At 61.7% G+C, this 15,166-nt stretch carries 10 protein-coding genes; 3 read left to right on the forward strand and 7 right to left on the reverse strand.

The features are described from left to right. Window positions 1-233 precede the first annotated feature (233 nt). Together LPA34_RS18585 and LPA34_RS18590 are read left to right on the forward strand one after the other, a co-directional pair. The gene (locus LPA34_RS18585) at window positions 234-1,097 is read left to right on the forward strand and encodes a sulfite exporter TauE/SafE family protein (RefSeq protein ID WP_228980997.1); all 864 of its coding nucleotides are present in this window, start codon (window positions 234-236) and stop codon (window positions 1,095-1,097) included. Further along, entirely contained in the window at window positions 1,097-1,438 is a 342-nt protein-coding gene (locus LPA34_RS18590) for a DUF1634 domain-containing protein (protein WP_228980918.1), read from the forward strand. The genes LPA34_RS18585 and LPA34_RS18590 overlap by 1 nt, the downstream gene beginning before the upstream one ends. Before the next feature lie 157 nt (window positions 1,439-1,595). Here LPA34_RS18590 and LPA34_RS18595 read toward each other — a convergent pair whose 3' ends face one another. Together LPA34_RS18595 and LPA34_RS18600 are read right to left on the reverse strand one after the other, a co-directional pair. Next, the gene (locus LPA34_RS18595) at window positions 1,596-2,501 is read right to left on the reverse strand and encodes a cation diffusion facilitator family transporter (RefSeq protein WP_228980919.1); all 906 of its coding nucleotides are present in this window, start codon (window positions 2,499-2,501) and stop codon (window positions 1,596-1,598) included. Between the two features lie 123 nt (window positions 2,502-2,624). Continuing rightward, window positions 2,625-7,466, reverse strand: a complete 4,842-nt coding sequence (locus LPA34_RS18600; protein WP_228980922.1) for an NAD-glutamate dehydrogenase — start codon at window positions 7,464-7,466, stop codon at window positions 2,625-2,627. 638 nt (window positions 7,467-8,104) lie between these two features. On the opposite strand from LPA34_RS18600, the gene LPA34_RS18605 reads away from it, so the two are divergent. Further along, window positions 8,105-9,511 carry an acetate kinase gene (locus tag LPA34_RS18605; RefSeq protein WP_228980924.1) on the forward strand — a complete coding sequence of 469 codons (1,407 nt, stop codon included), beginning with the start codon at window positions 8,105-8,107 and terminating at the stop codon, window positions 9,509-9,511. A gap of 69 nt (window positions 9,512-9,580) precedes the next feature. On the opposite strand, the gene LPA34_RS18610 is transcribed toward LPA34_RS18605, so the two are convergent. From LPA34_RS18610 to LPA34_RS18630, 5 genes are all read right to left on the reverse strand, one after another. Then, the gene (locus LPA34_RS18610) at window positions 9,581-11,023 is read right to left on the reverse strand and encodes a hypothetical protein (RefSeq protein WP_228980926.1); all 1,443 of its coding nucleotides are present in this window, start codon (window positions 11,021-11,023) and stop codon (window positions 9,581-9,583) included. 8 nt (window positions 11,024-11,031) lie between these two features. Further along, window positions 11,032-11,718, reverse strand: coding sequence for a C39 family peptidase (locus LPA34_RS18615; protein WP_228980930.1), 687 nt, complete (start codon window positions 11,716-11,718; stop codon window positions 11,032-11,034). A 3-nt stretch (window positions 11,719-11,721) separates the two neighbouring features. Then, a complete protein-coding gene (locus LPA34_RS18620) occupies window positions 11,722-12,180 on the reverse strand; it encodes a hypothetical protein (RefSeq protein WP_228980931.1) in 459 nt (152 codons plus the stop codon). Window positions 12,181-12,363: 183 nt separating this feature from the next. After that, a complete protein-coding gene (locus tag LPA34_RS18625) occupies window positions 12,364-13,596 on the reverse strand; it encodes a hypothetical protein (RefSeq protein WP_228980932.1) in 1,233 nt (410 codons plus the stop codon). A 16-nt stretch (window positions 13,597-13,612) separates the two neighbouring features. Then, window positions 13,613-14,845 carry a hypothetical protein gene (locus tag LPA34_RS18630; protein WP_228980933.1) on the reverse strand — a complete coding sequence of 411 codons (1,233 nt, stop codon included), beginning with the start codon at window positions 14,843-14,845 and terminating at the stop codon, window positions 13,613-13,615. Between the last annotated feature and the right edge of the window lie 321 nt (window positions 14,846-15,166).

Consider the following 15,166-nt stretch of genomic DNA (forward strand, 5'->3'; position numbering starts at 1 on the left):
CCCCCGTCGCTTGATCACCCGTTGGCACGCTCATAACAACGCCACGAGCACAACAAAAGGTCAACTCTACGTTGACATAGCGACATCATGATGTCATGATGTATTGCATCAACTACCGCATTCTGGTGCGAAAACGCCCCTTTCGCGGCGACCCGTCGTCGCGACTGCAGTCGCTATCTGAATGGCGGGCACGACAAAAACAGTATTCAGGTCGATCGAACAGGGGGGGGAAAATGCACGCAGGATTCACCCTCTGGCTTTTCTTCGTAGCGTTAGGCGTCAGCGCCCTGGGCGGTATGCTGGGCATGGCGAGTGGCCTCTTTATCGTGCCCGCGCTGACGGTGTTCGGTCATATGGATATCCACACCGCGATTGGTGCAAGCATAGTGTCCGTCATCGCCTGCTCTTGCGGCGGTGCAGCTCATTTTCTTCGGGAGCGTCTGACCAACGTCAGACTGGCTGTTCTTCTGGAGACTGGAACAACCCTCGGGGCACTATCGGGCGTTCTGGTAGCGGGTGTGATCCCGGTCGGCGCACTTTACTTTCTCTTTACCGGCATTCTCCTGCTCTCCGCGTGGCAGATGTTCATGCGGCGCGTCGACCCTTCGGTCGCGGCCGGCTCGGGACCACGTGGACGTCTCGCTACGACACTCAACCTGAACGCCAGCTACCCTGATCCCGCATCTGGGCGCGATATCGCCTATGAAGTCCAGCGAGTCCCAGCCGGCCTGTCACTGATGTATGTTGCCGGGCTTGTCTCCGCACTTCTTGGAATCGGTAGCGGCGTACTAAAGATTCCGGCGATGGATACCGCGTTGCGACTGCCAATCAAGGTATCCACGGCAACGTCTAACTTTATGATCGGAGTCACTGCGGCTGCGAGCGCCTGCGCGTATTTCCTTCGCGGCGAAATCGTGACTTCCATCGCGGGACCGGTCGCCCTGGGGTCCGTAGTCGGCGCAATTCTCGGCGCCCGTATCCTGATGAAAGTGTCCAGCGAGAAGCTCCGGCTTCTGTTCGTCACGGTCCTTGTAGCAGTCGCAATGCAGATGCTATTGCAGGGGTTCGGATTAAATCCCTTTGGAGGTACAGCCTGATGAACGCCACAACGATCAGATCATCCACGCTTGAACGATTACTTGCCGCATTCCTCGAATACGGAACGTGGGCAGGCTCAACCGTCGTGGCAGTGGGAATTGTGCCTGGTGTATGTGTCCCCCTGGGTTTCACAGGGCTGGCCGGATCACATGCGAGCATGACCACGGTTTCGATCGGCGTCGCCATCTTCATTCTTCTTCCGATCCTTCGTCTTGCGCTCATGCTCGGTGTCTATCTGCATCAGCGGGACTACCGGTTCAGCTTTATCGTGGCGCTGGTCCTTCTAATCGTCGGCATGGGCTGCTTTGCCGGTGTCCGACTGGGTCCACTTGCAGGATGAATCTACCGTGCAGAAGAACAACCTGCCATGAGATACACCTCGGACTGCCGTACAGACCTTGATAAGACAGGATGTCAGCAGATTTTCGACGAAGTTAACACAGCCCCTTCTCACGGCGGCAACGTTTTGAATGTCGACAGACCCCAGCTGGCTTGTCTCATCCGCGAACCACATCAGGCTCGAAGAACACCCATTTCACTTGCGGAAACCGTGCCTGCATGTCGGCTTCGATCACGTTGATCGCGTCGACCATCGCGCGTCCGCTGCCGTAGTCGATCATCTCCGCCTGCACGGCAACCACCACGTCCTTGCCCCATTGCAGCGTAATCAGATTGATCACGCCGCGTACTTCCGGCCGCGCGCGCACAAACGCCTCGACTTCGCGACGAACCTCCGGGCTCGCGGACTCGCCGACGATCATCGACTTCACCTCCGTCGCCACTAGCCACGCAATCACCATCAGCAGTACGCCGACGCCGATCGACCCCAACGCATCGAAAACCGGATTGCCCGTCATCATCGTCAGCAACACCGCGACGAACGCAATGGCGAGACCCGCAAGTGCGGCGACATCTTCACCGGCCACTACCAGCAATTCCGACTCGCGCGTTTCGCGAAACCATCGCCACATTGACTTGCGCGGATGGTCTTTGCGGATTTCCCTGACGGCGCCCGCTAGCGAAAGCGCCTCGAGCACCACTGAAATGCCCAGTACGGCGAGTGCAACGTACGCATGCGAAAGCGACTCTCGCGCGATCAGACGGTGAATTCCTTCATAAACGGAAAACGCGCCGCCGACAAAAAACAGCAGCAACGCGACCAGCAGCGAATAGAAATAGATCTCGCGGCCCGATCCCATTGGATGCAACCGGCTGGCCGGCTTGCGCGCTTCGCGCAAGCCAAACAGCAACAGGATCTGGTTACCGCAGTCAGCCGTCGAGTGAATCGCCTCCGCGAACATCGAGCCCGAACCGGTGAATGCGGCGGCAGCGTACTTGCAGATCGCGATGCCCAGATTCGCGGCAAGCGCGTAAAAAATGGCCTTCGGTGATTCTTCTGTCATCGTGTGAAAAGGGATTGGAAGTTGAAATCAGGCAGCGGAAAAGCGAATTATCAGCCGACGATGACACGCCCTGAACACATCTGCTTGCCGGGGCAGCGCCGTGTGGCGCTACCCCGGCTTGCGTCACGCCCTTTCAAGCACCGCCATTTCACGCACGATCACCAGCAGCATGGAAAGGCTCGATCCACCCGTTGCACGCAGATCGGCAAGCAGCCGCGCGTAGCGTTCAAGCGCGGATTTGCGCTTTGCGTCCCACGTCTCGACCATCGACTCCGACGTATCGTGCTCTGAAGCAGAAGCAAGCGCACTGGTTGTCAATGCGCGTTTCAGGCGTGCCAGTTCGGCGAGCGCCGCCGCGCGCGCAAGCATATCCCAGTGTGTCGGCGTTGGTAGCGCCATCGCGCGTTCGGCAATCCAGCTATAGTTCAGCCGCGTGCCAAGTGCGAAGTACACACCTGCGACGAGTTCGAGATTGCGATTACACGTTGCCGCCACCTCGGCAATATCGAGCAGCTCGGCCGAAATTCCGCCGCTCGCCACACGCAATGCCAGTTCGCTATCGACGCCCGCGTCCACCAGTACGCGCTGACGCTCCGATAACCCTTCCATATCGGCCTGCGGCAACAGCGCCGGCAGTTGTGGCGCGAGTCTCTGCACCGCCTCGCGACACCGGCCAAGCAGATCCGCAACGCCGCCATCCTGCACGGCGCCAAGCTGAAGTTGCCGCATGAACCAGAGCGCGGCACGCTCGAGAAGGTGCGTGACCTCGACGAACATGCGTGCCTGGACATCGTCGGCGACGCGGTTATCCAGTGCATCGATCTGCTGCCACACCGCATTCAGGTCGAAGACGTCGCGCCCCATGATGCACGCACGCACGATATCACCAGGTTTCGCATCGGTCTCTTCCATCAGCCGATGCACGAATGCACAGCCAACCCGGTTCACGAGTGCGTTCGTCAGATGCGTCGCCAGAATTTCACGCTTTAGCGGATGTTGCGTCATCGGCGCGCTAAAGCGCTTTTGCAACGGCTGCGGGAAGTAGTCGACCAGCATGTCCGCCACCAGAGGATCTTCAGGCATGTCGGATTCAAGCAGCGCATCGTAGAGCCACATCTTGCTGTAGGCGAGCAGCACCGCGCGCTCGGGCGTGGTCAATCCCTGCTTGCCCGCCTGGCGCTCCGCGATTTCTTCGTCGGTCGGCAGGAATTCGATCACGCGGTTAAGGCGGCCAGCCCGCTCCAGCCAGCGCATCAGGCGCACCTCGGTGTCCAGCATCTCGACGCCATAGCGCCCTGCAATCGAGAGCGCCTGGGTTTGATAGTAGTTGTCGCGCAGCACCAACAGCCCGACCTCGTCGGTCATTTCGGCAAGCAGCGCATTGCGCTGCTTCTCCGTCATCTCGCCGTCGGCGACTACAAGACCTAGCAGGATCTTGATGTTGACCTCGTGATCCGAACAGTCGACGCCCGCCGAATTGTCGATCGCATCCGTATTGATGCGTCCGCCTCGCTGCGCGAACTCGATGCGGCCCAGTTGCGTCAGGCCAAGGTTGCCGCCTTCCGCGACGACCTTGCAGCGCAGATCCGCGCCGTTCACACGCAGCGCGTCGTTCGCGCGATCGCCAACCTGCAGATGCGTTTCGCCGCTCGCCTTCACATAGGTGCCAATGCCGCCGTTATAGAGCAGATCGACGGGCGCCATCAGGATCGCGCGCATCAATTCGTTTGGCGCCAGCGTGGGCGCCGTGATGCCAAGCGCCGCCTGCACCGCGGCAGACAATGGAATCGTTTTCGCGGTACGTGGGAATATGCCACCGCCCGGCGAGATCAGCGCGGTGTCGTAATCGGCCCAGCTCGAACGTTCCAGCGCGAAGAGACGGCCGCGCTCGGCCAGACTCGTCGCCGGGTCTGGCGTGGGATCGAGAAAAATATGTCGATGGTCGAACGCCGCGACGAGGCGGATATGCGGCGAAAGCAGCATGCCGTTGCCAAACACATCGCCCGACATATCGCCGACGCCGACGACCGTGAAATTCGTGGCCTGCGTATCGACGTCCATTTCGCGGAAATGCCGCTTCACCGATTCCCACGCGCCGCGCGCGGTGATGGCCATGCGCTTGTGATCGTAGCCAACCGAACCGCCGGAGGCAAACGCGTCGTCCAGCCAGAAACCGTATTCGTGTGAAATGGCGTTCGCGTAGTCGGAAAACGTGGCCGTTCCCTTGTCCGCGGCGACGACAAGATAAGGATCGTCCGGATCGTGACGCACCACGTCGGCGGGCGGCACGATCGCACCGCCCGCCAGGTTGTCGGTTACGTCAAGCAGCCCGCGCAGGAATGTCTGATAACACGCGATGCCTTCGCGCAGCCATGCTTCGCGATCGGAAGGTGGCGGTGGATTCTTTACGACAAAGCCGCCTTTCGAACCCACTGGCACGATCACCACGTTCTTCACCATCTGTGCTTTCATCAGGCCAAGCACTTCCGTGCGGAAATCCTCGCGACGGTCGGACCAGCGCAAGCCGCCGCGCGCCACGCGCCCACCGCGCAGATGAACGCCCTCGACACGCGGCGAATACACCCAGATTTCAAACATCGGTTTGGGCTCGGGCAAGCCCGGCACCTTTGACGGATCGAACTTGAACGAGAGATACGGCTTGGGCTCGCCGAGCTCGTCATGCCGGTAATAATTCGTGCGCCGTGTCGCGTCGATGACGCCAAGAAACTGCCTGAGAATGCGGTCTTCGTCGAGATTGGGCACCTGGTCGAGCGCGGTGCCGATCGCCTTGTTCAACTGATCGATTTTTGCATCGCGTGTCGCGGCCGCGGACGGATCGAAGCGCGCGATGAACAGGTCCACGAAGTGGCGAGCGATCTCCGGGTTGCCGGTCAGCGCGCGCTCGATATAGGCGTCGCTGAAGGTGGAACCCACCTGTCGCAGGTATTTTGCGTAGGCGCGCAGGATCGTCACTTCGCGCGCATTGAGTCGGGCGCGCAGCACCAGGCGGTTAAATCCGTCGTTTTCGATCGCGCCTGTCCAGACCTGTTCGAATGCGTGTTCGAACAGGTCCTTGACGTGCTCGATATCGAACTCGACGTCATCCGCGAGTTCCAGGCCGAAATCGTGAATCCAGGCGGGCGTCGCATCAGGTGCCTCGATCAGGTACGGACGCTCTTCATCCACGCGCACGCCGAGATTTTCGAGCATCGGCAGGCTGCGCGACAACGCAATCGGCTCGCCCGCCCGGTAGACCTTGAAGCGGAACGCGCGCGGCCCCGATTCGATCGGACGGTACAGGTTCATCGCAAGCCGGCCGGTGCCCTGGAGATGCTCGATCAGATCGATATCGCGCACGGCCGTTCGTGCCGGATAGTCGTCGCGATAGCCGGCGGGAAACGAATCCGTGTAGCGCTGCAGCAGCCGGTTGCCCTGCTCTTCGCCGAACACGTCGAGCAACGCATCGGCCAGATCGTCCTGCCAGCGCCGGGTCACCTGCACGAGGCGCGCCTCGAGTTCGCGCGTATCGACGTCGGACATCGCGCCCGGCTCGGCGTGCACAACGAAATGAATGCGCGCGAGCGTCGATTCCGACAGCAGCGGCGTGAACTCCACGCTCGCGCCGTTAAAGGCGCTTCGCAGCAGCCTCGCGATACGGTGGCGCAGATCGGTGTTGTACTTTTCGCGCGGCACGAAAACGAGGCAGGACACAAAACGGTCAAAACGGTCGCGCCGCACAAAAAGCCGTGTGCGCTGATGTTCCTGCAGACGCAGCACGCCTAGCGCGGCGTCATGGAGCGATTCTTCATCGGCCTGAAAAAGCTCGTCGCGTGGCCATGTTTCGAGCACGGTGACGAGCGACTTCGCGAGATGTCCCTTGGGCAAGAACCCCGCGCGCTTGACGATATTCGCGCACTTGCGGCGCACGATCGGAATCTCGGTGCTCGACACCATATACGCCGTCGACGTATACAGCCCGATAAAACGCCGCTCGCCGATCACCTTGCCGTCCGCACCGGCCAGCTTCACGCCGACATAGTCGAGATAGCCCGGCCGATGCACGGTGGCCCGCGAATTGGCCTTGGTCAAAAAGATCGGCACTGCACCTTCGATGATTTCGGCCGCTGCCGGAGGCAATGGCGTCACTTCGGCCGGACTCGCCGGCGGCTGCGTTTCGCGCAGGATGCCAAGCCCCGAACCCGGGACGCCGCGCAGTCCGAAACCGCCCTCATGCGATACCAGTTCGTAATCGCGCTGGCCGAGAAAGGTAAAGTGATCCGCTGTCATCCATTCGAGGAATGCCCGCGCCTCGACCGCTTCCGGGCCCTTCTCGTGCGCTTTCATCTCCTTGATCGTATTGCGCGCGATATCGACTATCTTCGGCCAGTCCTCGACTGCCGCGCGCACATCGCCGAGTACCTTCGCGATGTCGCCGCGCAGGGCTTCGAGTTTCGCTGCATCGCCGCATCGGTCGACTTCGAAGTGAATGAACGAGGCAAGTTGCGATTGAGGGTCCGCGGCGTCCGCCGAACCCTGATCTGCCCGCGTGATACTGCCGTCACTGCCCCGCCAGATGCGGAACACCGGATGCACGACCGAATGCAGCGCGAGACCCAGCCTGTTGACCGCCATCGACACCGAATCGACCAGGAACGGCATGTCGTCGTTCACGATTTCGATGACCGTGTGATCGGAGTGCCAGCCATGCTGTTCGAGTATCGGGTTATAGACCCGTAACCGTTCGCTGCCAGGCACGAATCGTTGCGCGGTCTGCCAGTGCGCCATCGCCGCGCCATACAGGTCGGCGATGCCGCGGCTTTGCAGATCGTCGGCATCGACGAAGTCGTAGTAGTGCAGCAGAAACGGCTCGACGATCGCGAATGCGGGTTCGGGCAATCGTCCACGCGCGAACTCGACAAGATCATTTAGCAGATGCCCAACGGCGTCTTCGTTCTTCGCTTGCATAACGTCCTCCACGGCGGGTGACCATCGATCGCACTGTCAAGGCGAAGTATGCGCCTGCCATGTGAAAGACGATGTGCGTCCGCACATCGGCAAGCACCATCCCGATGCCACGGACATCTCCCAGTGTCTTGCTCCGCGTCCCGGTTTTTTTCCGCTTCCCCAATACGCTTCCTTGCAGAGGCTTGTGTACGGATACGGTCGAATCGCCCGACGATCGCTTCCTCGTGACGCCAGCATGACATCCCTGGATATGTGGTCCAGCGCACAGATTTTTTTCGACCCCAGACTACATGGACTCCAAAGTATTTCATATAAAAGCCCTGAATTTTGTGCAAATAATGAATCTCAGGGGTTCAACTGATTAGCGCTCCGGCAATGCATGAACTAGTCTTCTAAGGTCTATGTCAGTGTCGATAAACGGACCTCGAAATCCAGATCGATATATGAAATATGGGCACGCATGACTGATACCGCCATATGCATTAACGGACAGTCACCGATGTCGTCTGATCAGGCGTTGATGCCGGATTCCCGCTCATGTCCAGCGCCGAAATCGGACCGTTCATGTCTTTAGCTCTGGCCTGTTGCCCGGTCAAAACCGGAATCGATCAGCAGGCAGGATCATGGGAGATTGAACCATGAAGTGCGTGCCCTATCGACGCATCGGCGCCATCAGCTACGCAGCGTTGCTGATGTTCAGTGCCGAAAGCCACGCGCAGTCACTCGATACGCAAGCCGAGCAGGCTAACCAGGCCGGCGTCGGCGCATTGCGCGACGAACTCAATCAACGTATCAAGGAAATCGATGCGCTCAAGCGCAAGCTCGCTGAGCAGGAGGCGGGTCTGGAGCGGCTTAGCCGCGCGCTGGATGCCGGCGCACTCGATACCCAGCGCGGCACAGGTGGAACCGATGCCAACGGGTTGCCCGTCGGCACCGCCGCACCGGACGCAGCGGCGGCAGCGGCCGGTGCTGCCGCTGCGCAGGCGGATACCGCAGGCCAGGCAGCCGCGCCCGGTCAGGCGGCACAGCCTGCTGCCAGCCAGACCGCACAACAGCAGAATCAACCGGTGGGCCAGGCCCCCGTGGTCGACTCACGTCCGCCTGCCGTCGCGCCGATCTTCGATCAGCCAGGCGTGCTGACACCGCGCCATACGCTGGTGGTCGAGCCGTACTTCAATTTTGCGTATTCGTCGGAAAACCAGCTTTCGCTCGTGGGGTACACGGTCATCCCGGCGTTGCTGATCGGGCTCATCAACGTGAGCGAGGTAAAGACGACGACGCTGACGGGCGGTCTTGCCTTTCGCTACGGTTTGACGAACCGGCTCGAATTCGAGCTCCGTGTGCCGTACGTGTATCAGACCAACGATGCCGTGGCGCGTCAGGTATTCACGGGTGCTGCATCGAACAGCGTGATCAGCAGCAACGGTAACGGAATCGGCGACGTCGAGATGACGTTGCGTTATCAGTTAAACGAAGGCGGCCCGGACAAGTTCTACTACGTCGGCTGGCTGCGCTTCAAGACGGCAACCGGCAAGAGCCCGTTCAATGTCCTGACCGACTGCGTGACGACCTGTATCGCCAATACGACAGGAACCGGTTTGCCGCTGCAGCAACCAACCGGCTCCGGGTTCCTCGCGATCCAGCCAGGTCTCACCTGGCTCTTTCCGACCGACCCGGTCGTGTTTTTCGGCAACTTCAGCTATCTGCACAGCTTCGGGAAAAACGAGAGCCTCATGCTCATCAACGGCGAAGAGCCGCTCGGCAAGATCCAGCCGGGCGACATCTGGGGATTCAACATCGGCATGGGCCTCGCGCTGAACGAAAAGGCGTCGGTCAGTATCGGCTACGACATGAGCATTGTTCAACCGACGAGCCAGAACGGCCAGACGGTGGTCGGTTCAGTGCGCACCATTCTCGGCACGCTGCTGATCGGTTATTCGTACCGGGTAACGCCGAAGACCACGCTCAACTTTTCGATCGGCGCAGGGCTCACGCGCGACACGCCGGACCTCTCGCTCACCATGCGTGTGCCAATCTCCTTCTGAACGACGTGCCGGCGCGCGACATGCATTGCCGCCCCGCCCGCCGCATCTGCTAACTAGCCACCGCCTTTGCTAACGTGGACGCACAGCACTCGTGAGCGCTGCATTCAGCGTCGATCCGATGTTGAATGCCTTGAATGCGGCAAGCGAGTTGACGCTCGTATTGATCGTCGTCAGCGCCTGAACCTGCTGGTTATTCAGCGAGTTCTGGATGACCGATCCGGTCAGCGCAGGCAACCCGCCTGGCTGCACCGTGTTGTTCAATCCGTTCTGAACCAGCGCGCCGGTGTTGGCGTTCGCCAGCATCTGCGCCTGCTGTGGCGTCATCTGCGCGATGTTCGGAATGTTGAAGCTCGTCGATGCAACGAGATTGCCGTTCACGAATGCCGCCCGCGAAATACCGAACGACACCACGAGACCCGACGGCAGGTCAAACCCGCCGCGCATGCTGTCGAGACGGTCGCTGTCGACCGCGACAACGTCCGCGGACGCCCAGGCGGGATCCTCATCATCGTGTTTCGTTACATGAGGACTCGCCGGCTGGGCCGCCGGATTCACAGTCGATTTCAGCGACACGGCCGCGCGTTCGAGCAGACCTTCTCCCGATGATGCGGTCACAGGCGCTGCTTCGTTCGAATGCGGGACGTTCGGGGAAACAGCATCGGGTACTGCGCGCGTCGTGCCCTGGGCAAGCACAATCGCTGCATCTGCGTTGCTCGCGATGTTAGAGGATGCGTCAGAAGTGGAAACAATGCGTCTGGCCGAATCATCCCGCGCGTCGGGTACAGGCGCGGAACCGGGCACTGCGCTCATCACTGGAACAGTAACGCTCACCGACGTGCGCGGAGCTTTCGCAACGCGCGCGGGCTTCGGCACAACATGCTTCACCGGTACGGCATCGTCTGCCAAAGCAACCGGACCGTCCTGTGCACGCACGACATCCGGCACGACGCCCGACACCGGCTCGACATGATCTGCCGGCACAACATTCAACACCGGCGCGACATCATCGGTCGACGCAACCGGCATCGGCCGCGAATCCGGCGAATCCAGTGAATCGGAGACCGCGCTCGCCACTGGAGCACGCTCGTCTGCCGACGCGTCGGGCACAGAGAACACAGTGGGCACGTATGGTAAATGCGCGGATTCAGGTACAGCGATCGACGCCTCGCCGGAATCCTGTGACTGTGACTGCCTGACCGCCATGCGCGCTGTGTACACCACATCGGACACTGCATCCGTTTGCGAAGGCGTGACGACATCCGCTGCTGGCGCAACACCCGTATCAGCCTCAGGCGCGACGTCGGGCACATCGCCCTGCGTCACGGGCTCCGTATCCTGCACGGTGTCATCCGTCATGCCCGGAGTCGGGTCCGTCAACGTATTGCGCAATGAAAGGATTCTTCCGGTAGCAAGCGCCGAAGGGTCGCCGGTCGCGGCCTCGGCGCCAAACGACGACATCGCCCCGCACATCAGGGTGGCAATGCCAGCGAGCTTCAGATGTTCAGGTTTCATCGTCGCTCTCAGAATTCGCCGGGGCCAAGCTTCGGCACCACCACACTGAACAGACCTTCGCGCGGAATGCCGGTATAAAGCGGCGCATCCGGCGCGACGTGCCAGTCTCCGGCATCGTTGAATCTCGCCATCTCGTGCCGGTTGTGAATCACGAACAGCACGCGGTCCTGCCACTTCTCCTCGAAACTCGCCTTCGACATCGCCCGTGTGCCAGTGGCCGGATCGCCAATCAGAATGCGCCCGTTGCGCACGCCCTTGACCACCACGAAGTGGTGATAGCCGTGTTCGACAATCAGCACGATCGCAGGCGTATTTGTCTGTTCGAGCTTTTCGAGCGGCGCTTCATAACCGTCTGCCTCGAAACCCCGTGAGACCAGAAAACGCCGGATATCGAGCAGGGAAAATCCTTCCCTGCGGATCTTTGCCTGATCGCCGTGCTGGAACATTTCAGCGAAGACCTGCTGTTCGCTGACCGGATAACCGTACTGATAGGTCAGCAGTGTCGCCAGTGCCGCCGAGCCGCAGCTGAAGTCATACTGCTGCCGGATGGTCCGCTTGAAGCGGGCTTCCTTCAGGCTCGTTACGTGCATCGAGTAATAGCCGCCGGAGGGATCCGCGATGTCGATCGGATCCGCGAGGGCGGCCGACATCCCGACCCCGCATGACAACGCGATGCAGACGGCGAAGGATTTCATCACTCAGTTCCCGAAGCGAACGTTGAGCACCGTCGCGTTCTGGATCAGCACGTTGGCGCCGGTGTTCTGAATGACCGTCGGCAGTCCGCTTGAACTGGCGAACGAGCCTTCGCTGATCGAATTCGAGCCAGTTTCGACCTTGTATGCCGAAGTGTTGGTGAGCGATCCAGTCAGATAGTTCTGGCCAATCAGTGCATCGCCGCCCCGATGTTCGTCGAGTTGTCCCGCAGTCATCGCCACACCGAAGCTGTCGGACAACACGCTTGCCGAAGCGGGCGCGGCGGAGACGGTTGCGGGTGTGACGGTGCCGGACACCGCGGCTGATCCGGGCGGTCCTTCACCTGTCGCAGCGGCTTGCGCCGCCGGCGGTGGCAATGGCGTTTCGTCCGCCTGGGCAGCGAACGCCGTCGTCGCCATCACGACCGGTAACACGAGCAGCGAAATGCTCTTTCGCGCTTGCATGAGTGTCTCCTTGGTCCTGCATGCGGCCAGCGGCGGCTGCATGAAAAGACCGGATAGTGGTGCGCTGCCGTTCAGGGGCTGGCCTCACTGCCTGCCTGACATCGGGCCTGTGTTGCTGCCGTGAGGCGCTTCGGTGTGCGCCCCACGGCACCCCCCCCAACATTCAGGAGAACCTGCTATGGCTCAATGACCCACAGTAAGATTCGCCTGCACGGTGACAGCCTGTTGCACGAACGAAGCAGCGCCGGAGTTCTGGCTCATGACCGAGATACCCGCTGCCGACTGTGCCGCCGCCGTCATCGTGTTGCTCATGTCGAACGTACCAGCATCGACCGCGTTTGCACCGCCCGCACCGCCTGCGCCACCGACCCCACCGGTACCCACTCCACCCGTACCCGTGGCACCCGCCGCGCCTGCTGTACCTGCTGCGCCTGCTGCACCTGTTCCGCCAGTTGCGCTGCCATTGCTGGCTGTCGACATCGAGCTGCCGTTGGTACCCGAACCGCCAGTACCCGTGCCGCCCGCGCCGCCATTGCCTGCGGTCGAAGAAGCCGCGCCGCCTGCACCGCCGGTACCCGCACCCGCACCGCCCGTCGCCGTGACCGCGCCTGCCGATCCAGCTCCGCCCGTGCCTGTGCCGGCTCCGCCCGTACCGCTGCCCGTACCACCGGCTCCACCGGCGCCGCCTGCGCCACCAGCCGAGGTGGCGCTAACGGCCCCGTTATTGTGACCACGGGCACCGCCGCCGTCGCCGCCACTGCCACCGCTTCGGCCATTGCCGCCGTTTCCACCGCCGTAGCCGCCAACGCCGATGGCGCCGCCTCCACCAGCCGCACCGAGCGCGACCGAGGCTCCGCCACTGCCACGACCGTTGCCACCCTGTGTGCCGCCAGCACTTGCGGTGCCACCGTTGCCGCCATCGCCGCCATAGCCCGTGCCGGCAGTCGCGCTGCCGTTCCGGCTGTTACCAGCGTTTGCGCTGCCGTTATCGGCACTCCCGCCATCGCCGCCATTGCCGCTGCGGCCGGCATTGCCACCGTTGCCACCGTAGCCGTCGCCGCCATAGCCCGCACCCGCGCTGCCACCGCGAGCGCCCGCGGCGCTGCCGAAGTTCACGGCCTGATTGCCGATGCCTGAAACGCCCACATAGCTGACTGAGCCATTCAGCCTCGTCAGCGCGACAGCCTTGGAGCTGTTAAAGGAGTCCTGATTTACCGACGCATATGACGCGACTTCGTTGGCATTGCTGCCGGTCGTCGTGGTCTGGGTGCCGGTTGCGGTAGAAGTCAGACTGTTCGCACCCGACGTGGAACTCTGATCGCAGGACTTCGAGCTGTCACTACAAGGGTTGGCCATTGCGTATCCGCTGCAGCCCAGGGCCAGGGCTGCAGCAGAGGCCATTAAGGTTCTTTTCATCACACGCTCCTGTGTCCTAATGGCCGACGGTCAGATTCGCCTGAACAGTGACGGCTTGCTGTACGAGCGATGCCATCCCGCTGTTCTGGTTCATCACCACAATGCCTGCTGCCGACTGGGCTGCGCCCGTCATGGTGTTGGCCATGTCGAACGTGCCTGCGGTTACAGCATTGGCTCCACCAGCGCCACCTGCGCCACCCACAGCGCCGTTGCCCGCGCCGCCAGTGCCCGTTGCACCTGCGCCGCCCGCACCGCCAGCCGCACCGGCTGCACCGACACCTGCAGTCGCGCTGCCATTCGATGCCGTGGTGGTTGCGCCGCCGTTGGTCGCCGCGCCGCCAGTACCTGTACCGCCGGCACCGCCTGCACCCGCCGTCGACGTTGCTGCACCGCCTGCCCCGCCCTGACCTGCGCCTGAGCCACCGGTACCCGAGGTCGCGGCGGTCGTGCCCGCTCCACCTGTACCAGAACCTGCGCCGCCCGTGCCGCCGCCTGCACCGCCTGCTGCACCAGCGCCGCCCAGGCCGCCTGCAGACGTGGCTGTCGCGGCCGCGTTATGGGCGCGGGCACCGCCGCCATCGCCACCGTTTCCGCCGCCACCGCCACTGCCACCGTTGCCGCCTACCGAGCCGCCACCAGCTGCACCGAGGCCGCCCACTGCGATGCTGCCTGCCGCACCGAGTGCGCCCCTGCCGGAGCCGTTGCCGCCCTGCGTGCCGCCGGCATGTGCGGAGCCGCCTCTGCCGCCATCTCCCGCATTGCCATCACCGGCCGTTGCGCTGCCATTCCGGGCGTTGCCGGCTGTTGCGCTGCCGTTATCCGCACTGCCACCGCTGCCGCCGCTGCCGCCAGCACCACCGTTGCCACCGTTGCCGCCCGTGCCATTGCCACCGTAGCCGGCACCGCCCTTGCCGCCGGAGCCGCCTGCCGCGCTGCCCCAGTTGCCGGCCTGATTGCCGATTCCGGAGACACCGACGTTGCTGACGGTACCGTCCAGTTTGCTCAGTGCAACGACCTTGGTGCTGTTAAAGGAGTCCTGCCAGACACTTGCACCGGACGCGATTTCGTTGGCGTTGCTGCCAGTGCCCGTTGTTTGAGTTGAAGTTGCGGCGGCGCTCAGCGTATTGGCGCCGGAGGTGGATGACTGATCGCAACCTCCTTTTGCATTGTCACTACATGGATTTGCCATCGCGTAGCCGCTGAAGCCTAAAGCCAAGGCCGCAGCGGACGCCAGTAGAGTCTTTCGCATGGAATCCTCCTGATCTTCATTCGGGGTGGGCGGCTTGGCAGACTTCACCAATCCGCCGCACCTAAATGCATAGGCGATGCCATCCGCGTAAGTGCTTGAAACTAAAGAGGAAGATATATTTACCGCAATGCGGGATAATTTTCCGAGGGTTTTCCCTGTTGTTTTTTGTTTCGGGATTGAAACGCGTCGTCATATGAAACAATCGTTCCGGTTTTTTGTGCAGTCGCACATTTCTTTTTAATTCAAGCGGTTAGCGGTTGATCGTGAGGCAGAGGGTGCGCTCCGAAAAACGTTTCGCTTTTGTCGGAGCCAATTGATGCA

Origin of the sequence: Paraburkholderia gardini, assembly GCF_907164575.1 — a bacterium.
GTDB classification, from domain to species: domain Bacteria; phylum Pseudomonadota; class Gammaproteobacteria; order Burkholderiales; family Burkholderiaceae; genus Paraburkholderia; species Paraburkholderia gardini.

Coding starts and splice junctions, on each gene's coding strand:
- LPA34_RS18625 (WP_228980932.1), bottom strand. CDS start 13,596: ATGAAAAGAACCTTAATGGCCTCTGCTGCAGCCCTGGCCCTGGGCTGC.
- LPA34_RS18615 (WP_228980930.1), bottom strand. CDS start 11,718: ATGAAATCCTTCGCCGTCTGCATCGCGTTGTCATGCGGGGTCGGGATG.
- LPA34_RS18610 (WP_228980926.1), bottom strand. CDS start 11,023: ATGAAACCTGAACATCTGAAGCTCGCTGGCATTGCCACCCTGATGTGC.
- LPA34_RS18600 (WP_228980922.1), bottom strand. CDS start 7,466: ATGCAAGCGAAGAACGAAGACGCCGTTGGGCATCTGCTAAATGATCTT.
- LPA34_RS18590 (WP_228980918.1), top strand. CDS start 1,097: ATGAACGCCACAACGATCAGATCATCCACGCTTGAACGATTACTTGCC.
- LPA34_RS18620 (WP_228980931.1), bottom strand. CDS start 12,180: ATGCAAGCGCGAAAGAGCATTTCGCTGCTCGTGTTACCGGTCGTGATG.
- LPA34_RS18595 (WP_228980919.1), bottom strand. CDS start 2,501: ATGACAGAAGAATCACCGAAGGCCATTTTTTACGCGCTTGCCGCGAAT.
- LPA34_RS18585 (WP_228980997.1), top strand. CDS start 234: ATGCACGCAGGATTCACCCTCTGGCTTTTCTTCGTAGCGTTAGGCGTC.
- LPA34_RS18605 (WP_228980924.1), top strand. CDS start 8,105: ATGAAGTGCGTGCCCTATCGACGCATCGGCGCCATCAGCTACGCAGCG.
- LPA34_RS18630 (WP_228980933.1), bottom strand. CDS start 14,845: ATGCGAAAGACTCTACTGGCGTCCGCTGCGGCCTTGGCTTTAGGCTTC.